The following is a 21,967-nucleotide window of genomic DNA, read 5'->3' on the forward strand; positions in this document are numbered from 1 at the left end:
GCCGGGCCGGCAAAGCATGCTGGAAGCGCTTCGAACTGGCTATTCGTCGAAATCCCGGCCCTTGCGCAGGAGATAGATGTCCATGATCCAGCCGTGCCGCTGCCTGGCCTCGGCCCTGAGCGTCAGAATGTCGGTAGCAATGTCGCCAAGTCGTCCTGATCTGACGATCTCGTCCTTGGTACCGAGATAGGCGCCCCAGAAGATCTCGGCGTCGGGATCGTCGATCTTGGCAAAAGCCTGCTCGCCGTCAAGCATGACGACGGTGCTGTCGGCCAGAAGTCCGTCCTGCGCTAGCCTGCGGCCTGTGGTGACTTCGATCGGTTTGCCGACGAGGTTGACCGGGATCCTGTGGCTGGCCGCTAGCGCCTGGATGCTGGTGATGCCGGGAATGACGCTGTAGTCGAAAGCCACGCGGCCTTCCCGGCGCACGCGTTCGATGATGCGGATCGTGCTGTCGTAGAGACTGGGATCACCCCAGACGAGAAAGGCGCCGCTGCCTTCATCCGGGAGACCGGAGATCAGTTCTCCATAAATGCGGGCGATCTCGCCGTGCCAGGCGTCGACGCTCTGCACATAGGTCTTGTCCGCCGTCTGCCTTTGCGGCACCGCGAATTCTGAAATCCTGCCAGCCGGCCGTGTGATATAGCGTTCGCAAATATCCCGCCGGATTTCGGCGAGCTCTTCCTTGCCGACGCCCTTGACCGGCAGGAAGATCACATTGGCCGCGTTCATTGCGTTGATCGCCTGTATGGTGAGGTGCTCCGGGTTGCCCGTGCCGATGCCGATGATATGGATATGCTTCAAGCGGATGCTCCCCGTTGAGTCCTGGCGGTCTTGCCGAAAAAGCCGGTTCGCCGCAAGGGGCGAACAGGGAGTTGGCCGCGGCCAACCGGGCCTGTGGGTGGCATCTGAGCCCTGTTGTTGCTGCAAATCCCGAATCGTGTCACTTTCGATACGCTTTTTGACGCTATGTTGACAGAAAAGCGCATCGAAAAGGATTGGGTGTTTTGGACAACATTAGCGTATCGACGACAGATGTACGGATCGAGCGGCATGCGAACCAGCTTTCGCGGCAACTGAAGCTCCTCCGCGACAAGCTGTTTCCGCCGCTCTCGCAGAAGACGTTACGTACCTTCTCCTCCGGCGAGGCTGCCCAGATGATTGGCGTCTCGGATGGCTATCTTCGCCAGCTTTCACTGGATGGCAAGGGACCGCAGCCGGATCTTGCCCAGAATGGCCGGCGTTCCTACACGCTCGGCCAGATCAACGAATTGCGCCAGTATATGGCGAAGCTCAAGCCGAAGGACGCGCTTTCCTATCAGCCGTGGCGTCGCCCTGGCGAAAAGCTGCAGACGGTTGCCGTCACCAATTTCAAGGGCGGCTCGGCCAAAACAACGACGACGCTCTATCTGGCGCAGTATCTGGCGCTGGCGGGTTACCGGGTGCTTGCGATCGATCTCGATCCGCAGGCTTCGCTCTCCTCCATGCTCGGCGTTCAGCCCGAATTCGATCTTTCCGAGGGCGATACGCTCTATGGCGCAATTCGTTACGATGAGGGCCGCAAGCCGCTGAAGGAGATCGTCCGCAAGACCTATTTCGACGGGCTGGATCTGGTGCCGGGCAATCTCGAACTGATGGAGTTTGAGCATGAGACGCCAAGGGCACTGAACGACCGGCAGCGACCTGGCGAGCTGTTCTTCCGTCGCGTTGGCGTTGCCATTGCCGAGGTCGAGGCCGATTACGACATCGTCGTGATCGACTGCCCGCCGCAGCTCGGCTATCTCACGCTTGGCGCCGTCTGCGCAGCTACATCGCTGCTCATCACCATCCATCCGCAGATGGTCGACGTCGCTTCCATGTCGCAGTTCCTGCTGATGACCTCGGATCTGCTTTCCGTCGTACGCAAGGCCGGCGGGGACCTGCAGCATGACTTCATCAAATATGTCGTCACGCGTCACGAACCCTTCGATGCGCCGCAGTCGCAGATCGTTGCGCTGCTGCGCAGCCTCTTCAGTGATGACGTGTTGACGGCGACCATTCTCAAATCGACGGCAATCGCCGATGTCGGTCTAACCAAGCAGACGCTCTACGAGATCGAGAAGGGGCAGGTGCGCCGCTCGACCTATGACCGGGCGTTGGAATCGGTCAATGCCGCCAACAGCGAGGTTCTCGCCGGTATTCACAAAGCCTGGGGTCGAGCATGAGCAGACGCGATCGCCTAAAAGGTCTTTTCGACGATACGGCGCAGGAGTTGGCCGCGGCCAACTACGAGGAGCCATCTTCGCGCGGATCGGCCGGGCCGGTTCGGACGATGGCGCTGACCCTTGGCCGCATGGAGGAAGAGAGCAGGGCGATGCAGGAGGCCTTGCTCTCGGGTGAACGCATCGTCGAACTCGATCCCGATCTGGTCGATTCCTCCTTCGTCCGCGACCGCCTTGCCGACCAGCCGCTCGATATGGAAGATGAGCTGGTGCAGTCGATTGCTGAGAACGGCCAGGAAGTGCCGATCCTCGTTCGCCGTCATCCCAATGATGAGGACCGCTACCAGATCGCCTACGGCCATCGCCGCCTGCAGGCGGTCAAGCTGCTCGGGCGCAAGGTGCAGGCAATCGTCCGCAAGCTTGATGATACCGATGTCGTCATTGCTCAGGGCATTGAGAATTCGGCGCGTCGGAACCTTTCTTATATCGAGCGCGCGGTCTTTGCCCTCAATCTCGAGCTCAAGGGTTTTGAGCGTCCCGTGATCATGAAAGCGCTATCGACGGATAAGACGGAGCTATCGAAGTTGATATCCGTCGCAAAAGCCATCCCCGCCGAAATCGTCAGGTCGGTCGGAGCAGCGCCTGGCATCGGCCGACGCAGGTGGATGGCGCTTGCCCAGGACTGGAATGGGATGACGGGCGCGCGGCTTGCGAAGCTCATTGCTTCGGAAGGTTTCCTGGCGGAAGAGAGCGACCGCCGTTTCGAGCTTTTGGTTGCCGAGCTCGCCAAGAAAGAGGCGAAGTCCGAAACCACGGAATATGACTGGAAGCCGAAGAGCGGCGGCAAGATTGCCGGCCGAATCAAGAGCGCCGGCAATTCCTTCACGATCGCGTTGAAGACCGGCGACGCGCCGGATTTCGGCGCTTACATTTCACGCCGTCTCGATGAGCTTTACGAAGCCTATCGGGCCGGCAAGTTGCAAGCAGGAGAGTAGACCGCAAAAGAAAAAAGCCTCCGAACGTTGCCGCCGCGGAAGCCTTTCTCATATCTGGACAATCTGAGAATCGCACTTCCTCGAATCACTGTCAAGCGTCTTCGGCATCCTTTTGGGTGGTAGGTTTCTTTTGCCTTGAAAAAAGGTGAGGGACATGGAGCCTCAATATATATCGACGCCCTTTGGGCGGCGATCGATGACACGTGGCATGCTGGCAAGCCAGGAAAGCGCCAGCAAGGTCGATCCGGACGCATCGGTCGACAAGTGGAAGATTTTTCGTGCGCTCTGCGAAGCAAAGGACATAGTCGGCGTATCGGACCGTGCGCTCGCTGTTCTCAACGCGCTGTTGACCTTCTACCCGAAGAACGAGATTGCCGAGGCCAACGGTTTCGTTGTCTTTCCGTCGAACGAGCAGCTGTCGCTTCGCACGCATGGCATGGCTGGTACAACGTTGCGGCGGAACCTGGCGATGCTGGTGGAAGCCGGCCTGATCATACGGCGGGATAGCCCGAACGGGAAACGTTTTGCCCGCCGCAACGGCGAGGGCGGACTTGGAGAGGCATTTGGCTTCAGCCTGGCGCCGCTCCTGGTGCGCGCTCGCGAGATCGAGGCGCAGGCGGCTCAGGTGATGGCCGCCAAGCTCGAATGGAAGCGCCTGAGGGAGCGCCTGACACTTTGCCGGCGTGACATCACCAAGCTCATCGAGATCGCTCTGGAGGAGGAAATTGCCGGCGAATGGATCGAGATGCAGAAGCATTTCAATCTGCTTTCCGCAAGCCTGCCACGGCGCCCGTCGGCCGCCGAGATGGAAAGCCTGCTGGCCGATCTCGAAGCTTTCCGGGAATTGATCGTCAAGACGTTGGAATCGAAGTCGAAAACAGAAAAAACAGACGCCAATGATAACCAAAACGGTCGGCACATACATAATTCAAACCCAAACCCCATTTCAGAACTTGAACCAAGCTTCGAACCGAAGCAGGGCGCAAAGCCGGAGGAAGAGCCGAGGCCTTGGCGCGAACCGCCGAAATCCTTCCCCCTCGCCATGGTGCTGCAGGCCTGCCCTGAGATCATCGCTTACGGCCCGAGCGGCGGCATCGGCAGCTGGCGGGATCTGATGGCCGCGGCCGTCATCGTCCGGTCCACTCTTGGCGTCAGCCCCAGCGCCTATCAACTGGCCTGCGATGTCATGGGGCCGGAAAACGCGGCTACGGTGATCGCCTGCATTCTGGAAAGGGGCGGACATATCAACTCGGCCGGCGGCTACCTGCGTGACCTGACACGGCGGGCGGAACGCGGCGAATTCTCGCTCGGACCGATGCTGATGGCACTGATGCGGGCAAATGGTCCGACAGCGAGGAAAACCGGATGAACGGCTGTGAAAAAGCTTCGCGCCAGCTGCGACGGCTAGAAGCATATGCGGCCGGTCAATCAGCCAGCTTATCGGCTTCATTCCCTCCAGTTTTGTTGAAATACACTGTTAACCATGCCATACATGGCGGAAGGAAACACACGTTTTGCTTCCATTTGTGAAAAACCGTAAAGCTTAACAATGCGCTACGATATCGACGGTGCAATGCTTCAAACCCTGCTTCCAGCCCTTACCGTGGCAGAGGATGCGGTGGCGCGGCTGGACGAACGGGTATTGCGCTCGCCGGTCGGCGAGGGATTTGCCGAACGCAGCCATTTCTTCGACGCTGCCGGCGCGCTCTGGGTGGCCGGCGAACTCGTGCATGTCGAGGATCTCGTTTTGCATGATGCGCATATGGATAGCCGCGCTCCCACCCACGAACTGACGATCGCCCATTCCGTGCTGCGGGCTCGTCGGCGCATCTGGACCGGCGACCCCTCCTGGGCACTTGGCGTCTCGGGCCTAGCGACTCTGACTGCGACTGGCGGGGAAGGGGAGGGGAAAGCGCAGGAAGCGAAGAGCCTGGCAGTTCCGCTCGAGACCGACGGAGAGGGCGAGGATGAGGACGGGCCGCTTGCTGCCGAGATGGCGGAGATCGATGCGCTTCTTGCACGCTCGCAGAAGCTGCTCGATATCCACACCGGGAAAACGCCGGCAAGCGAGACGGCCGCCGTTACCCCGGCAAGGCACAACGAGGATCCTCTCGGCTTGCTCGGTGATGACGAATGGGATGAGGAACAGCGGCTTGCGGAGTGGCGGAGTGTCCAGCCATTGGCCGATAGCTTGCCGCCGGTACTCGGCGCTATCATCCTCTTCGAAGCCTGGGAAAGGATCGAGCCGTTGCGGCGTCAGCACTGGCTCGGGGGTCTTCTGGTCGCAAGCCATCTACGCGCCCGCGGCAAGGTCGCCTCGCATCTCTTTTCTTTCTATGGCGGGCTGAAGCTGGTGCGCCATGAGCGTCGTCGGGCACGCGATCGCGTCACGCGGCTGCAAGCCTTTCTGGAGGCGATGCATCTGGGTGCTGTGGCCGGCCTCAAGGAAATCGATCGCTTGTCCTTAGCGCGCACGCAGATGGAGCTTCGCTTTCGCGGCCGCCGTTCGAACAGCAGCCTGCCGGAGCTTGCCGATTTCATCCTGTCGCGGCCAATGGTCTCTGCGGCGATGATCGCTCGTCAGCTGCGCATCACGCCGCGCGGTGCGCTGAACCTCGTCAATGAGATCGGCATTCGTGAAATTACCGGCCGGGGCCGCTATCGCGCCTGGGGTATCATCTGAAACGAAAACGGCCGGGTGTTGACCCGGCCGTTTCCTTTAAGTGAGCACCCAGTCCGCCATCCTGTCACAGACTGCAGACCAGGCGCTCTTGCGCTTCCATTGCCCCCAGAAGCGCAGTCCCTATTCCCGCTCGCCCGTGAAGTTGAGCAGAAGCTGGAAGATGTTGACGAAGTTCAGGTAGAGCGAGAGCGCACCGAATACGGCGAGCTTCTGGTTCGATTCCTGATCGTAGTTTTCCGAATACTGTTCCTTGATGTTCTGCGTGTCGTAGGCGGTGAGGCCGACGAAGACGACGATGCCGATCACGGAGATCGCGAACTGCAGTGCGCTGGAACCCAGGAAGATGTTGACGACCGAGGCGATGATGACGCCGAAGAGGCCCATCATCAGGAAGGAGCCCATGCGCGAGAGATCACGCTTCGTCGCATAGCCATAGAGGCTGGTGGCGCCGAACATCGTGGCGGTGATGAAGAAGGTCCGCGCGATACTCATCCCGGTGAAGACCAGGAAGACGGAAGCGAGCGACAGGCCCATCACGGCGCAGAAGGCCCAGAAGGTGATCTGGGCGGTGCTGGCCGACATCGTCTGGATCTTGAACGAGAAGAAGAAGACGAAGGCGAGCGGCGCGAGCATCACCACCCACTTCAGCGGCGAGCCGAAGATCGGGACGTAGAGTGCCGGCGTCGAGCCGACGACGAAGGCGACGAGGCCTGTTATGACGAGGCCGAGAGCCATATAGTTGTAGACGCGCAGCATGTGCTGGCGCAGGCCTTCGTCGAAGAGGGCCTGGGAGCCGGCGACGGCGCCGTAGCGGGGATTGATCGGGTTCATGCTGATCTCCTCGGTTTGAATTAATAGAGCGAGCGGGCGAGCCGTTCGGCCGCCTGGTCGAGATTGAGGCCGCTATCGTCGGCAATCAGCGCATAAGCGACCTCGCCGATCTGCCAATAGGCGGCTTCTGCTTTTTCCAGCGTGAGATGACTGACCGGCTTGACCTCGAAGGCGCCCGGACGGACGGCGAAAAGCGACAGTTGCTTTCCATCTGATTGTTCGATCGCCATCTCGACGCTGGGGCCGAATTCGGACGGGAAGATCTGCACGTCGGCGACTTTCCAATCCCTAGGCAGTTCGGGCATCACGATCGCGGTGGCGGCACGAATATCGTCGGCGCTATAGGTGGCCGGCGTCTGCGGAGGCATCGATTGGCGCAGCGCCGCGGTCTGATAGGCGCGGACGGCATCCTCGACATAGGCGGGTGCCGGAACCGATGCTACCACCTCAGTCGCCGAGAAGGCGCCGAAGGAATTGTGTGCCACCCAGCCGGCCGCGATCAGAATGCCGACGGCGGCAACGCGCTGCATCGAATGGAAGATGCGGCCATAGGAAAGGCCACGTTCCAGCCGGCGGGCGGCATCGCGGGTCTCGGGGCGGCCAAAGGCACTTTCGCCGGCAAGCGCCAGACGCAGTTCGCCCTTGACGCTGAGGTCGGCCATGACCTTGGCGGCAATCGCCGGATTCTCGGAAAGATAGGATTCCACCTGGATGCGACGGGCAACATCGAGCTCGCCGTCGACATAGGCGTCGAGATCGGCATCGAGGATCGGATCAATTGCTTTCATTGCCGTTCCCTTCGATCAATCTCAGATGCGAAACCCGCGGCGTCTTCTCCTCGAATTCGCGCAGCTGCGCGCGGGCCCGCGAGATGCGCGACATCAGCGTGCCGACTGGGATGCCGAGCGCCTGGGCGGCTTCCTGGTAGGACAGGTCTTCGATGGCGACGAGGTGCAACGCCTCGCGCTGTTCCTCCGGCAGGTCGAAGAAAGCGTCGCGCACCTGCTGCAGGCGCACGGCATGTTCCTGGCCGGCCGGCAGCGACTGCTCGGCTTCGACAGCCGCCTCATCGTGACGGCGCGTCAGCGACCGGTTCCGGCGAAGACGGTCGATATGGGCATTATGCAGGATGGAGAGTAGCCAGGTGCGCAGGTTGCCGCCGCTGCGGAAGCTTTTCCGCTTCTCGAAGGCGCGCACCAGCGCATCATGCACCAGATCCTCCGCCTCGTCCGAATTGCGCACCAGCGAGCGAGCGTAGCGCCTCAACGCTGCGAGCTGTCCGATGACATCGAAGGGGCGGTCTTTCCGTTCCATGATTGAGTATACGGAAACGCGGAGGATTTTATTCCCGGCGGGCTTAAAAAAATCGTGCGGGCCGAAGTCCGTCGCCGGATCATCTCAAATATCCCGCTCCAGCGAAGGGGTGCCTTAAATCCGCGATTGTTTATGACAATTACATGACAGATCATGGCGCGGCTGATTTGAAGGGGAAAATCAAGAATGAAGGAAAAGAAGCGGGTCTACGAAGCTCTCGTGGACGGCGCCATGGAAGGGCTGACGGATCAGGCGCTCTACGATTTCGTCAAGGGGCGTTGCCCGAAGGCCACCAGCAGAAAGATCGTCCGGGCCTCGCTTCTCGCCCTAACCGATCCTCATCTGAGAGACCGCAATATTCTCGACGTGATCTATGCGCTCGCGATCAAGCACCGCTTGGATGACGGCGTGCTGGACGACGGCGAAGATGAGGAGACCGACGAGCGGGCTCAATCCTCGCAGGCGGCCAACCAGAACATGCCGCAGCTTTCCTGAGCAGGTCTCGCCAGAAGCGAGGCGCTCGCTTTTCTGAAATGGTCAGCTGCCGTCCGAAAGCTCTTCGAGGATCGGACAGTCCGGCCTGTCGTTGCCGTGGCAGGCATGCACGAGATGCTCGAGCGTGCGGCGCAGTTCCGTCAGTTCGCGGATCTTGCGGTCGATCTCGGCAAGCTTGGTCTCAGCAATATCCTTGACGTCTGCGCTCGCCCGGTCCTTGTCCTCGTAGAGCGCCAGCAATTGCCGGCATTCCTCGACGGAAAAGCCGAGGCCGCGCGAGCGCTGCAGGAAGCGCAGTTTGTGGATGTCGGTTGCGGCATAGTCGCGATAGCCGTTTCCGCCCCTTTGGGGGCGGATGAGACCGATATCCTCGTAGTAGCGGATGGTCTTGGAAGGCAGGCCGGACCGTTCCGATGCTTCGCCGATATTCATCGCCGTCTCCTATAATTTTGCCAAGCGCAGTCTCAGCGCATTGGCAATGACCGAGACCGACGACAGGCTCATTGCCGCCGCGGCGATCATCGGCGAAAGCAGCAGCCCGAAGATCGGATAGAGCATGCCGGCCGCGACCGGCACGCCGAGCGCATTATAGCCGAAGGCGAAGCCGAGATTTTGGCGGATGTTTCGCATCGTCGCCTCCGCCAGCCGCCGCGCCCTGACGATGCCGTTCAGATCGCCCTTCACCAAGGTGATGCCGGCGCTTTCCATTGCGACGTCGGCGCCGGTACCCATGGCGATGCCGACATCGGCGGCGGCAAGCGCCGGCGCGTCGTTGACGCCGTCGCCGGCCATACCGATGATGGCGCCCTTGGCATGCAACTCGTCGATCAGCGCCTTCTTGCCTTCCGGAAGCAGATCGGCGCGCACCTCGTCGATGCCGAGGCTTTTTGCCACCGCCCGCGCCGTGCGCTCATTGTCACCCGTCGCCATGATGATCTTCAGCCCGCTGTCGTGCAGCGCCTTGATGGCGGCAGCCGTCGTCGGCTTGATCCGGTCTGCAACGGCGACAAGGCCGGCAAGCGCGCCATCGAACACCACGAACATCACCGTCTTGCCGTCGCCGCGCAACGCTTCGGTCGTCTCGCTAAGTGCTGCCGGATCGATACCGAGATCGGCGAGCATCGCCGCATTGCCGAGCGCGACCGTCGTGCCGCCAGCGAGGCCCTGAACGCCCTTGCCGGTCTGTGCCTCGAAGCCGGTGACCTCGACGAAGGGAACACCGCGCTCCTCGGCGCCGGAAACGATCGCTTCGGCTAGCGGATGTTCGGAGCCGCGCTCCAGGCTTGCCGCCAGCGATAGTAACCGCTCTTCTCCGACGCCGCTGAAGGCGACGATATCGGTAAGCTTCGGCTTGCCTTCGGTCAGCGTGCCGGTCTTGTCGACGATCAGCGTGTCGACCTTGGAAAAACGCTCCAGCGCTTCGGCGTCCTTGATCAGCACGCCTTCCTGCGCCCCGCGCCCGGTGGCGATCATGATCGACATCGGCGTCGCAAGGCCGAGTGCGCAGGGGCAGGCGATGATCAGAACGGCGACGGCGGCAAGCAGTGCATTCGCCATGCGCGGCTCCGGGCCGATCGCGGCCCAGACGACGAAGGCGAGCACGGCGGCGGCGACCACCGCCGGCACGAAGACGGCCGACACCCGATCGACCGCGCCTTGAATCGGCGCCCGCGAGCGTTGCGCCTTGGCGACCATGTCGACGATGCGTGACAGCACCATGTCGGCGCCGACTTTCTCGGCGGCCATGACGAAGGTGCCGTTCTTGTTGATCGTGCCGCCGGTCAGCGGGTCGCCCTTCGACTTTTCCAGGGGCAGGGGTTCACCAGTGATCATCGACTCGTCGACGGTCGACTGGCCTTCGAGGACGGAGCCGTCCACCGGCACCCGCTCGCCGGGGCGCACGCGCAGCCGGTCACCGGTCTGGATATCGTCCACCGGCACGTCGCTCTCGCTACCCTCGGCATCGATGCGCCGCGCCGTCTTCGGCGCAAGGTCGAGCAAAGCGCGAATTGCCGAGCCGGTGCGTTCGCGCGCTTTCAATTCCAGCACCTGGCCGACGAAGACGAGCGCGACGATGACGGCTGCGGCCTCGAAATAGACAGGCACGGCCGCGCCATGGCCATGGAAGCTCATCGGAAAGATGCCTGGTACAAGCGTGGCGACGACGCTGTAGAGATAGGCGGTGCCGACGCCGAGACCGATCAGCGTCCACATATTCGGGCTGCGGTTGATAAGCGACGCCCAAGCGCGGCGGAAAAAGGGCAGGGCCGCCCAGAGCACCACCGGCGTTGCCAGCAGCAGTTCGATGAAGGTCGCCTGCGGCTCGCCGATCGCTTCGCGGACCGGCAGGCCGAGCATCGGCCCCATGCCGAGCGCCAGCAGCGGTATAGCGAGAATGGCGCTGACCCAGAGCCGCCTGACGAAATCGACGAGTTCCGGGTTCGGGCCTTCGTCCTCAGGCGGAATGCCCATAGGCTCCAGCGCCATACCGCATTTCGGGCAGTCGCCCGGACGATCGCTGACGACTTCAGGATGCATCGGGCAGGTATAAAGCGTACCCTTGGGTGTCGGCTTTGCCGGCGGGCGGCGGCCGTCGCGATAGGCTGCGGGGTCGGCTTCGAACTTCGCCTGGCACGCGGCGGAGCAGAAATAGAATTTCTCACCCTCGGCTTTCAGGAAATATCTAGCCGTCGAGCGATCGACGCTCATGCCGCAGACGGGGTCCTTCGCCGTCAGGTAATCCTCAGGGGCAGCCGCAAATTTCGTTCGGCAACCCTCGGAGCAGAAATGATAGATGCGGCCGTCATGGTCGAGTGACGGCTTGCCAGCCTGCGGATCGACGGTCATGCCGCAGATGGGATCACGGATCATGGCGTCGGCAGTTTTCTCCTGGTCATCGCCGCAATGGCAATGATCGTCGCCATGGGCGTGGCTGTGATGGTGATCGTGTTCGTGCTTGATATCCATAACTTTCTCCGCGCCGGGAGCGGCACCTGGACAGGTTTATGAACCTTCCAGCAACTGGAAGGTCAAGCACTATTTTCGTGAATGACGAGGCGTTTGACGCTTGGATGCCTCAGAGCGGGGTGATCAGCCCAACTGGCTGGCTCCCGAGCAGGGCAGCGACCGAGATGCTGCCTCCGGGCTCGATCGTCTTTCCGGTCACCAGATCCGCCTTCAGCCCGTGAAGCGGGGAGGGGACGGCGATTGCCGTATCCTCCCAGAATTCCGGGCCGGCAAAGAGCACGCCCGGGTCGAGCCAGCCGAACATCAGCCGCGGCGCCGCGACGATGGCGAAATCACCCTTATGCACTCGGGCAAAGGCAAGGACATGGTCGCGGCGGTTGCCTGTGACCTTCAGCGGCAGATAGTCACCTTTCGTAAAGAGGTCCGGGTGCCGCTGGCGCAGCTGCAGGCCGATCGCGACGATGCGCTGCTTCAAGGCCGCCGCCTGCAGCTTGGCGATCGGTCCGGCTTCATCAAGCCAGGCCGTCAGCCGTTCATGATCGACCGGCCGGCGGTTGTCGGGATCGACGAGGCTGAAATCGAAGCCCTCCGTACCCTGGTAGATATCGGGAATGCCCGGGGCTATCAGCTTGAGCAGCGTCTGCGACAGGCTGTTGAGGTAACCCGCCGCGATGAAAGGCTGCAGCACCCTTTCGAAATCCTCGAGGAAGGCGTCATTCTCAGGTGAAACCAGCGCCATGGCATAGGTCGTCACCGCCTCCTCGTAAGCGGCATTCTGTTCCGTCCAGTCGCCGCGCAGTTTCGCCTCGCGCACGGCCTTGACCGCGTAGTCGGTGAGGCGTTCGCGTAGTTCTTCCGTCCGTCCTCTGTCGAAATCTTCCGGCCAGATGCCGGCCAGCGCCTGATAGAGCATCCATTCGACATTCGGCTCCGGGGCTGCGCCATCCGCCAGCTCCTGCAGCCATGGCCGGTTCATGTCGCGCCAACGCTCCACCGCCTGTGCAAAGACATCCGCGCCTTCGCTCAGCGCGTAAAGCCTTGCACGCGCATCCTCGCCGCGTTTGGTGTCGTGGGTGGCGCTCGCCGAAAGCCCATGCGGCTGCAGCCGCGCCCGCTCGGCCATGCGACGGTGGAATTCCTCCGTGCCGCCGGGCGCCTTGCCCGGTTCGCCGCCCACTTCGTTTGCGGCAAGCAGCCTGTTATAGCGGTAAAACAGCGTATCCTCTGTCGCCTTCGCCATCACCGGGCCGCTCAATTGCTGAAAGCGGATACGGAATTCATGGGCCGCATCACCTTCGACCTTGCCTTCGAGAAGCTTCAGCACATGGTCGCATGCCCGCCGATCATCGAGCTTTGGCATGACTTGCGATGCGGTCCCGGCAAGGACCGCTGCATCCTGCCAGGAAAGCGGGCCGCCGTCGCCATAGGTGCGGTAGACGGGAAAGGCGATCAGCAATTCGGTGAGCGCGGTGGCGATCTCGTCTCTCTTTAGCTCGGGATAAATGCCTGCCGCGATCGACACCAGCCTGTCGGTCTCGCCAGCGAAATTGCGTTCGACCATCAGCCGCTTGGCAATCCGCCGGCCCTCTTCGAGATTGCCGGTCTCGCCCGCGAGGCTGCGATAGGCACCGTCCAATATGCGCAGACCGCCGGTGTCGATGAACAGCTCGCTCAGTGCGGCGATGAATTCATATCCCGTGGTGCCGGCGACCGGCCAACTTTCCGGCAGGACCTCGCCGGGTCCGAGGATCTTTTCGACGATGATATAGGTGTCTGGTCCCGCCGCCTCCCGCAACCTATCGAGATAGGCCTTGGGTTCGGCGAGCCCGTCGACATGATCGATGCGCAGGCCTTGGACCTTGCCATGGCGCACCAACTCGATCACCAGCCGGTGCATATCCGCGAACACGGCGGGATCTTCGACGCGGATGCCGACCAGGCCGGTCACCTCGAAAAAACGGCGATAGCTCAGATGCCGTGCCGCATCCTTCCAGTGGGTCAGCCGCCAATGCTGTCCTTCATGCAGGCTTCTTAGGAAATCGAGATCGGCCGAGATGTCGTCGAGTTTTTGCTGGAGGATGGCCCGATCGCCGCCTTCGAAGAGCATATCCCGCATCGCGCGGTTGAAATCCTCGCCGGAGGTCTCGGCCGCAGCCTCCGCCATTCTGGTGGCGACGGGATCGTCGAGTCGGTTTGCGATCGCGCCGTAACTCGTGGGGTTCAGCGGCAACAGCGTCTCGAAGTAACCGAGCGCGAAATTGCCATGTGTTTCGTCGAGCGCGATGCGCAGCTCGCCATTGGCCAGCGCGCGATCGAAACTCTGACCGAGCTGCGGCAGGGTCAGCGGTTCGCTCCAGTCGATGTCAAAATGGTTGGCATAGGCGCTCTGCCGGCCGAATGCCAGTACGTCGCGCCACCAGCCGTTTTCCGGCGAGGCCGCCATGTGGTTCGGGACGACGTCGAGGATCAATCCCATGCCTGCGGCGGAAAGGCTTTCCGTCAGCCGCTCGAATCCGGCCCGGCCGCCGAGCGCCGGATCGATTTCGTTGGCGTCTGTCACGTCATAGCCATGGGTCGAGCCGCTGACGGCGGTGAAGATCGGCGAGGCGTAGAGGTGGCTGATGCCAAGCGTCTTGAGATAGGGGACGAGGCCGCAGGCGCGATCGAACGTCATGCCGTTGCGGAATTGTATCCGGTAGGTCGCTGTCGGAAGAGTCATGAGGCCGTCTGACGTTGAAAGGAGACTATTCCGAACGGTTGCAGCCGGGTTTTGTTCCCTCAGTCGATGAAAACGCCGACGCTTGCGGCGCGTCCGGCCGAGTCGATGACGGTCAGTTTGGAGTAGCCGCCGCCATCGGGCAGCCATTGCTGGATGCGCCGGCGGGAGAGATCGGGCAGCGGCTTGCCGTTGGCAAGCCAGCGGAAGGGGGCTCGGCCGCCCTGGAGCTTCAGCATCAGCGGTGACAGCTTGCCTTGCCCAGCGCCGAGATCGACATGCGCACCCTCGGGCGGATAGATGATCTGCGGCGCGGCCTCCCGCCCGGAGGCGAGCAGGCCGCTGGCATTGAGGGCGAAACGCCGCTGGCTGATCGGCAGCTCGGATTGGGCGATGCGCACGGCGCCTGCAGGCGGGCGCGGCAGCGGCGTCGTCGCAATGCCGGATTTGGCGAAACCTTCGAACAGGATGGGCGCGGCGGTGCCATAACCGGTCAATCCCGGCACGGCGCTATTGTCAGGCCGTCCGACCCAGACGCCGAGCACATAGCGTCCGTCATAGCCGACCGACCAGGCGTCGCGATAGCCGTAGCTCGTGCCGGTCTTGTAGGCGATGCCGCGTTGCGGCGCGCCGGCGGGGGGAATGACGCCGGAGAGAATATCGGCGACGTTCCAGACCGCGACCGGCTCCAGCAGCGGTTCGCCGTCGAGCTTGCCCGGTGCCCCGGTGACGCCGTCGCCGAGCCTAACCGGCTGGCCGCGATTGGCGAGCGCCGTATAGAGTTGCACCAGATCCTTCAGGGTGATGCCGACGCCGCCAAGCCCGATCGCAAGCCCCGGCGTCTCATTCGGCGGCAGGACCGGGCGTACCCCGGCGCGGCGGAAGCGTACCATCAGCCGCGACGGGCCGACGGCATCGAGCAGCTTGACGGCCGGCACGTTCAGCGAGAGCTGCAGCGCCTCGCGCACGGTGACGTCGCCCTGATAGCTCATGTCGAAATTGCGCGGCCGGTAGCCAAAGAAATCGGCGGGCCGGTCTTCGATGATCGTCTCCTGGGACACCAGGCCCTGTTCGAAAGCGAGCCCATAGATGAAGGGCTTCAGCGTCGAGCCCGGCGAGCGGTTGACGCGCGCCATGTCGATCCAGCCGGAGCGGCTGGCGTCGAAATAATCGGCCGAGCCGACCTCGCCGACGATCGCGCCGGTTTGCGCATCCGCCATTATCATGGCGAGCGAAAGCTTCGGCCCGAGCTTCATGGCCGCTGCCCGCGCAACCGCCTCCAGCCCCTGCTGCACCTGTTTCTTCAGCGTCGTCTGATGCTTGAGAACCGTCGGCTCCTTGCGAAGTGCTGCTTCGGCGACATGGGCGGCAAGTGCGGGCAATTGCATGCGCCGCGATGGGACTGCAACGCCTTCAGCTCGCTCCGCTTCGCCGTCGCCAACGGCCTCGGCGACCGCCACGCGGTCGAGCACACGCTTGCGCGCGGCCTCGGCTGCCTTGAGATTGCGGTCCGGCCGGCGCCGTTCCGGCAATTGTGGCAGGGCGACGAGCAGCGCCGCTTCGGCCACCGTCAGGCGCCTCGGTTCCTTGCCGAAATAGGCAAGGCTCGCGGCGCGTACGCCTTCCAGATTGCCGCCATAGGGCGCATGCGTCAGATAAAGGTCGAGGATCGCTTCTTTCGACAGCCGCCGCTCGATCTGCACGGCGCGCACCAATTGCAGGAGCTTTGCCGAAAGCGAGCGTCCTTCGCGCGGCTCGATCAGCCGCGCCACCTGCATCGAAAGCGTCGAGGCGCCGGAGACGATGCGGCCGTTGCTGACCAATTGCACGGCAGCTCGACCGAGCGCTAAGGGGTCGACGCCGCCGTGATCATAGAAACGCTGGTCCTCATAGGCGATCAGCATGCGCAGGAATTGCGGATCGACGTCGGGGACCGCCGTCTTCAGCCGCCATCGGCCTTCCGACGTCGCAAACGCACGCAACAATTGCCCATCGGCATCCAGCACCTGGGCCGACACGGCATTCGCCCTGTCCAGTGGCGGCGGATAGGCCTTGTCGGCAGCGTCGAGCGCAAAGAGAGCCGCGCCGGCAAAAGCAATGCCGGCCGCGGATCCGATCGCAAACTTGTGCCACCGCTTCATTATTGCGCTGCCACGACCTCCATCTTGCCGGTCGCCGTGCGGGCCGAAAGCTCCGGCCGGTACATGTCCTCGACATTTGCGGCCGGATGGTCGTAGGTGCCGGGGGTAACCGCGCGCACGACATAGGCGACGTTGAATTCGCGATTGTCGCCTGCTGCGCGGTTGAAGGCGGCGACGAAGCGGTCGTAGCGGAATTCGGTATGGGCAGCGGAGATCTCGCCGATCCAATCGAAATTCGTCATCTGGGCGCTGTCGACGAGATTGGGATTGTCGATCTCGAAGCCGGCGGGCAGAAGGTCGGTGATGACGATGCGCGACGGCCAGTCATTGGTTTCGCGCACATGGATGACGACGACGTAGCGTTCGTTCTGCTTCGCCTCGCTGACATTCGCCTGCTCGCCGTCGAGCGTGTAATAGCTGCGCTCGATGAGGAAGCCGTCGCCACCGGCCGGCAGCGGCGCGGTGGGGGCGGCAACGGTGGTGACAACGGCCGACACCGCGTCACTCGTCTGGTTGGTCAGCGTCAGCGGATGGTCGGCGAGCGCCTCGCCGGTCATGCGGGCCATATAGGCGCCGGCGTGTGCGGCGCCGTTGACATCGACCTTCAAGCTGTCGTCACCGCCCTGGATGGCGCGCGCGGCAAGCAGCATCCAGGTTTCTTCCTGGGTGCTCTTGTATTTGCTGCGCTCCCATTCCTTGGCCACGGCCTTGGCGAGATCAGGGATGACGGGCGGCACCGGCCGGCTTTCGGCGGCAAGCGCCAGGATCGCCGCGCCGTCGCGCAGGATCGTGCCGTAATCGGTGCGCGAGAGGTTCACGCGCGAGACCATCGACTGCTGCGACATCTGCAGCGCGTCGAGGAAGATATTCTTCGAACGCTGGGCATCGCCGTAGAGCGCCAATGCGGCGGCGATATGCGCCTTGGCGAGTGGCGTCGGGAAGTCGTTGATCATCGTATCGGCATAATAACGCAGATCGCTGATCGCCGCCTTCTTGTTGCGGGCAAGGACGTAAATGGCATAGGCGATCTGGTCGCCCTGGCCCTTGATGTCGGTGGTGTAGGACAGCGTGTTCTGCAGGTTTTCGAGCGCCTGCACGAAAGCCCTTTCCGGCACGTCGTATTTCATTTCGCGGGCCCGCGTCAGGAAATCGGTGACGTAGGAATCGAGCCAGACGTCGCCCGAATCCGGTCCCCAGAGACCGAAGCTGCCGGCCGAGGCCTGATAGGAAAGCACGCGATAGATCGCGTCCTGCACGCGCTTCTGCACGTCATCGTCATTTTCGATGCCGGCCTGCTTCGCCACTTCGGCGAGGTAGAGCAGCGGCAGCGCCCGGCTGGTGGTCTGCTCGGCGCAGCCGAGGGGATAGCGGTCGAGCGTCATCAGCAAGGCTGGAATGTCGAAGGCGGCCGAACGCGTGACGTTGACGCTGATCGAGGCGCCGGGCAGCACGCTGTCGGCGAGCAGGTTCTTGTCGACGGTGAGCTTTGCCCCGGGCTTCAGCGCCAGCACCCGCCGTTCGGTAATCGGCAAGGATGCCGGGCGCACCGGCACGTCGACGGTCTGGTCGAGCGAAAGACCGGAAGCGTCGGAGAGGTTGATCGAGACGCTGCCGGCGCCCGGCTGCTTGCCGATAAGCGACAGCGTCAGCTCGGATTTCGCCCCGGCTTCGAGACGGATCGTCTGCGCGGCGGCGGCTTGTTCGATGCCGACCGCGTCGTTGCCGGTCAGCTGCAGCTTGTAATCGCCGGCCGGCGCATCGGTATTGGCGATGTCGAGGCGCAGATTGGCCTTGTCGCCGGGGGCGAGGAATTTCGGCAGGCTCGCGATCACGACGACGGGATCGCGGATAATGACGTCCTTGACGCCGTGGCCGACACCCGTCTTCGTCCAGGCGACCGCCATGACACGCGCCGTACCGTTGAATTGCGGAATGTCGAAGGAGACATGGGCCTTGCCTTCGGCGTCGAGCTTCACCGGGCCGGAGAAGAAGGCGACGAGTTTCTGCGTCGGCGGGCTTGCCTGCAGCGCCACGGCGCCGCCGTCGCCACCGGTCCTAAGCTTGCCGGTTGCACCCAGCGAGCCGTCGATCAGGCGGCCATAGAGGTCGCGGATTTCAAGGCCGAGCTGGCGCTGGCCGAAATACCAGTCCTCCGGGTTCGGCGGTTCGTAGCGCGTCAGGTTGAGAATGCCGACATCGACGGCGGCGACCGTGACATAGGCATCCTCGTTGGCGCCGGCGCCGGCCACCTGCAGGCCGATATCGAGCGGTCCGCGCGGCAACATCTTTTCCGGCGTGTCGAGCTTGACCTGCAGGGCGCGCTGTTCGGGATCGACCTTCAGCCATTTGATGCCGATCGAGCGCATCGGCATGTGGCTGTCCTGGGCATCGCCGGGACGGAAGAGCGTGGCGGTGACATAAGCGCCGGCGCCCCAGTCCGCGGTAACGGGGATATCGACCTCGCCGCCGGTCTCGCCGATCGCAGCATTCTGCACGGCCACCAGCTTTTCGGTTCCGGCCGTGACCATGAGCTCGCCGCCGTAGCGCGAGGTGACTTTCAGCTTGGCGGTATCGCCGATCTTGTAGCTGTCCTTGTCGAGGGCGATTTCCAGCCCGTCCGGTGTTTCGGTCGAGGTCGAGCTCACGAACCAGCCGGCGTCGAATTCGACGCTGGAGGTCGGGCCGTCGGCATCGGGGCTCTCCACTTCGAGGCGATAGCGGCCCCATTTCACCGGCACGGAGATCTTGCCGCCGTCCATCGTCGCATCGACGCTGCCGTTGGCGACCTGCTCGGCGGTGTAGACCGGCTCGTATTTCCATGCCGTTCCCTCGCGATACCATTGGTATTCGCGGTTGAGGCTATAGAATTTCCAGCGCAGGCCCTTCGCCTCCTGCTTCTGTCCATCGGCCTTGACGCCGATCACCGTGAAGTTGGCGATCGAGTTCTCCGGCAGGTCGTCGGAAAATTCCGGCTTGATGCCGATCGAAGCCCGCTCGGTCTTCACCGGAAGCACCAGCGAGCGCTCGATGGCGCGGCCGCCCGCCTCCTGCATGCGCATATAGACGGTGGCGTTCAGCAGTTGCGTCGTTGCCGGCAGTTCGCTGATGGTCAGGTCGGTCGAGGCTTCGCCATTCTCGTCGAGTTCCGGCAGGCCGTCGATCGGCTGGCGCGAATCCTCGCTCGCCTCCTCGTCGGCAAGCCCGAACAAGAAGCCCTTATAGGCCGCACTCTCGCGCGTCGGCTTGACGACGACATCGCCTTCGAGTGTCAGGCCGGCGGCCGGGGCGCCATAGAGATATTTACCAGAAACGGTGATCAGCGCCGGCGTGTCCGGACCGACTTCCTTGGCTTCGGTCTTGATCTCCATGTCGGTGCGATCGGGCACGAAATCGTCGACGAGGAAACTCTTGCTGGCGATCGCGCTGCCCTTGGGATCGGTATAGATGTTCATCGTCCAGGTGCCGCGCATGGCGTTTGCCTGGGTCGGGAAATCGACCGTATAACCGCCGAGATTGCTGGTTTGGCTGACGATCCGCCGGTCTTCGACGCCATCCGGGCGGCTGAAGATGAAGGTGAGCGGCAGGTTCTCGATGGCGGTGCCGTCGGTGTCGCGGGCAAGCGCCTGGGCATGCACGGTTTCGCCAGCGCGGTAGATACCGCGTTCGGTGAAGGTCAAGACGTCGATCGCGCCGGGTGCGGCGCGGCCGGTGACGCCGCGGTCGGAGAGATCGAAGCCGGCCCGCGTCATGTCGAGGAAGACATAGTCCGAGGTGCCGTTCCGGGCGGCAATGACGGCAGGCGTCAGCGCCGCCGTGCCGCGGATCAGGCCGGCGGTGAAGGTGGCGCGGCCATTTTCGTCGGTCGTCGCGGTGCCGAGCACTTCATTGTTCTTGGCGAGCAGCTGGAGCTCGACGCCTGATATCGGCTTGGCCGAGGCGAGCGAACGGGTGAAGACGTTGAGCCCGTCGGTGCCGGCATAGGTGGTGACGCCGATATCGGAGACCAGGAACCACTGCGTCGCCTGCGAATCCCACTCCTGCGCCGGGCCGTTTGCCGCCGTTGCGGTCATCACATAGATGCCGGGCTTGCGCTCGGGCAGCGCCTCGTCGACCGGGAAGCTGGTGACGATGTCCTTGTTGAGCTCGTTGGCGATGTCGATCGAGCCCTGCCAGACGAGTTCGCCGTTCTGGTCCTGAATGTTCCGGGCGCTATAGCCGTCGAGCTGCGTCAGGAATTGCGAATTGGTCAGAAGTGGCGCGATGGCACGATCGCCGATGCGATAGAGCTTGAGGTTGGCCGAGGTTATGTTGACCGAAACGATCGGGATGCCGCGGCGCGCCGTCGAGGGCAGCACGAAGCTGTCGCCGGTGAAGCGCACCATCTGGCTGCGGTCTTTGATATAGACGTCGATGCTGACGGGGGCTTCGAGCGCCTCGTCGACGGAGGACGGCAGGCCGGTGCGGAAAGCGATCTTGTAGGTCTCGCCATGCGTCAGCCCCTCGACGCAGATCTGCTTGTCCTTGGTTTCCAGCGCCTTGGGGGCTGCCCCGTTCAGCGTCACGAAGGGCGTGTAGTCGGTGGTCTTGACCAGCGCCTCGGAGAAGGTGACGCAGGCCCGCGGCGTGGCGCTATCGGCATCGACCGTGTGTTCGGTAACGCGGAAGCCCTGCGTCGATTTCAGCTGCAGGTAGGCAGCCTGCACATCGTCGGCGGCAACGAGCGCCAGGCTCGCCTTATAGGCATCGAGTGCCGGGCGGTAATTGGCGTTTCGCTCCAGAGCGGTGGCGAGGACGCCCAGCGCTTCGGCGCGCTTGGCCTTGGTGCGCGTCAGCTCATAGCCGTTCAGCGCGTCGACCACGGCCTGGCCGGTGACGCTGCTTTCCGTGCTGCCGAAGGAAATTGCGGCCCGGGCGGTTTCGAGCCAGAGATCAGCATCGCCGGGCGTGATCGACAGCGCGCCGTGGAAGGCTATCAGCGCGTCGGTCAGGTTGTTGGCGGTCATGTCGAGGCGGGCGTTGGCCGTCAGGCTGTCGACGCCCTGGCCCTGCTGGCTGTCGGCAAGGGCAAGATTGTCCTTGAAGTCGTGGGCCTGCTGGATGAGGTCGTTGCTCAGGAAGGTCAGGCGCGGCGCGGCGCCGATATCCGGCTCCTGCTGGCCGGCCGTTTCGACAATCTTGCCGGCGATGGCGCCGGGGAAGGCGTTCATCGTCTTGAAATCGGATTTCAGGAAACACCATTTCACCTTGGGATTGTAGGTGAAGGCCTTGCAGCTCTTGTCGCCGATGCAGGAGGTCTTGCACTGATCGAGCGAGACGTTCTGCTCGGTGCGAAGATCGAAACCGAAGAAATCGGCGTCCTTGATCGTCTGGATGTCGCGCTTGGTCTCCGCAGCGGCGGCGGGAAAGCTGACAGCGATCGTGGAAAAAAATGCGATTGTCGCGAAAGCAAAGAACGAGCGCACGGACATAGGTTCCCCCCGGAAATGCAGGCTCTGACCGGCGGCACTCTCCTCACTCCTCGCGAGATTGTCAACTCAAGTTGAGTGCTGTTTCAACTTCGCACAGGCGCTTTCGCCTGGCTGTCACATCGGCGTGAGTGACCGCCTTGTGATTTGCGGCTTTTG

At 62.9% G+C, this 21,967-nt stretch carries 14 protein-coding genes; 5 read left to right on the top strand and 9 right to left on the bottom strand.

Translation table 11 applies throughout. The annotated features are described in order from the left end of the window. Positions 1–39: 39 nt before the first annotated feature. The gene (gene cobF / locus G9X68_RS26815) at positions 40–804 is read right to left on the bottom strand and encodes a precorrin-6A synthase (deacetylating) (protein WP_171604952.1); all 765 of its coding nucleotides are present in this window, start codon (positions 802–804) and stop codon (positions 40–42) included. A gap of 203 nt (positions 805–1,007) precedes the next feature. Between cobF and repA the strand changes: the two genes are divergently transcribed. The 4 genes from repA to G9X68_RS26835 all read left to right on the top strand — a co-directional run bounded on the left by repA (position 1,008) and on the right by G9X68_RS26835 (position 5,879). Continuing rightward, complete coding sequence (repA, locus tag G9X68_RS26820; protein ID WP_026154606.1) at positions 1,008–2,204, top strand: plasmid partitioning protein RepA; 1,197 nt, start codon at positions 1,008–1,010, stop codon at positions 2,202–2,204. Next, positions 2,201–3,196, top strand: coding sequence for a plasmid partitioning protein RepB (gene repB / locus G9X68_RS26825; RefSeq protein WP_171604953.1), 996 nt, complete (start codon positions 2,201–2,203; stop codon positions 3,194–3,196). The genes repA and repB overlap by 4 nt, the downstream gene beginning before the upstream one ends. Before the next feature lie 154 nt (positions 3,197–3,350). Beyond that, positions 3,351–4,565 (top strand): plasmid replication protein RepC, encoded by a 1,215-nt coding sequence (repC, locus tag G9X68_RS26830; RefSeq protein WP_171604954.1) that lies wholly within the window; start codon positions 3,351–3,353, stop codon positions 4,563–4,565. Positions 4,566–4,745: 180 nt separating this feature from the next. Continuing rightward, the gene (locus tag G9X68_RS26835; protein WP_171604955.1) at positions 4,746–5,879 is read left to right on the top strand and encodes an RHE_PE00001 family protein; all 1,134 of its coding nucleotides are present in this window, start codon (positions 4,746–4,748) and stop codon (positions 5,877–5,879) included. A 120-nt stretch (positions 5,880–5,999) separates the two neighbouring features. Here the strand turns inward: G9X68_RS26835 and G9X68_RS26840 are convergent, their stop codons facing one another. From G9X68_RS26840 to G9X68_RS26850, 3 genes are read right to left on the bottom strand one after another with little or no spacing between them, the layout of a single operon-like run. Next, positions 6,000–6,710, bottom strand: a complete 711-nt coding sequence (locus tag G9X68_RS26840; RefSeq protein WP_168266777.1) for a Bax inhibitor-1/YccA family protein — start codon at positions 6,708–6,710, stop codon at positions 6,000–6,002. A 20-nt stretch (positions 6,711–6,730) separates the two neighbouring features. Then, complete coding sequence (locus G9X68_RS26845; protein ID WP_171604956.1) at positions 6,731–7,498, bottom strand: anti-sigma factor family protein; 768 nt, start codon at positions 7,496–7,498, stop codon at positions 6,731–6,733. Continuing rightward, the gene (locus G9X68_RS26850; RefSeq protein WP_171604957.1) at positions 7,485–8,024 is read right to left on the bottom strand and encodes a sigma-70 family RNA polymerase sigma factor; all 540 of its coding nucleotides are present in this window, start codon (positions 8,022–8,024) and stop codon (positions 7,485–7,487) included. The genes G9X68_RS26845 and G9X68_RS26850 overlap by 14 nt, the downstream gene beginning before the upstream one ends. 186 nt (positions 8,025–8,210) lie before the next feature. Between G9X68_RS26850 and G9X68_RS26855 the strand changes: the two genes are divergently transcribed. Next, complete coding sequence (locus G9X68_RS26855; RefSeq protein WP_171604958.1) at positions 8,211–8,519, top strand: hypothetical protein; 309 nt, start codon at positions 8,211–8,213, stop codon at positions 8,517–8,519. A 42-nt stretch (positions 8,520–8,561) separates the two neighbouring features. Here G9X68_RS26855 and cueR read toward each other — a convergent pair whose 3' ends face one another. The 5 genes from cueR to G9X68_RS26880 form a co-directional block, all read right to left on the bottom strand. Then, positions 8,562–8,951 (bottom strand): Cu(I)-responsive transcriptional regulator, encoded by a 390-nt coding sequence (gene cueR, locus G9X68_RS26860; RefSeq protein ID WP_171604959.1) that lies wholly within the window; start codon positions 8,949–8,951, stop codon positions 8,562–8,564. A gap of 9 nt (positions 8,952–8,960) precedes the next feature. After that, entirely contained in the window at positions 8,961–11,486 is a 2,526-nt protein-coding gene (locus G9X68_RS26865; protein ID WP_171604960.1) for a heavy metal translocating P-type ATPase, read from the bottom strand. A gap of 109 nt (positions 11,487–11,595) precedes the next feature. Next, a complete protein-coding gene (treY, locus tag G9X68_RS26870) occupies positions 11,596–14,205 on the bottom strand; it encodes a malto-oligosyltrehalose synthase (protein WP_171604961.1) in 2,610 nt (869 codons plus the stop codon). A gap of 59 nt (positions 14,206–14,264) precedes the next feature. After that, complete coding sequence (gene pbpC / locus G9X68_RS26875) at positions 14,265–16,343, bottom strand: penicillin-binding protein 1C (RefSeq protein ID WP_171604962.1); 2,079 nt, start codon at positions 16,341–16,343, stop codon at positions 14,265–14,267. Continuing rightward, positions 16,343–21,811 (bottom strand): alpha-2-macroglobulin family protein, encoded by a 5,469-nt coding sequence (locus G9X68_RS26880; protein ID WP_171604963.1) that lies wholly within the window; start codon positions 21,809–21,811, stop codon positions 16,343–16,345. The genes pbpC and G9X68_RS26880 overlap by 1 nt, the downstream gene beginning before the upstream one ends. Positions 21,812–21,967: the final 156 nt, after the last annotated feature.

This window comes from Rhizobium changzhiense, assembly GCF_013087625.1.
GTDB classification, from domain to species: Bacteria; Pseudomonadota; Alphaproteobacteria; order Rhizobiales; family Rhizobiaceae; genus Rhizobium; species Rhizobium sophorae.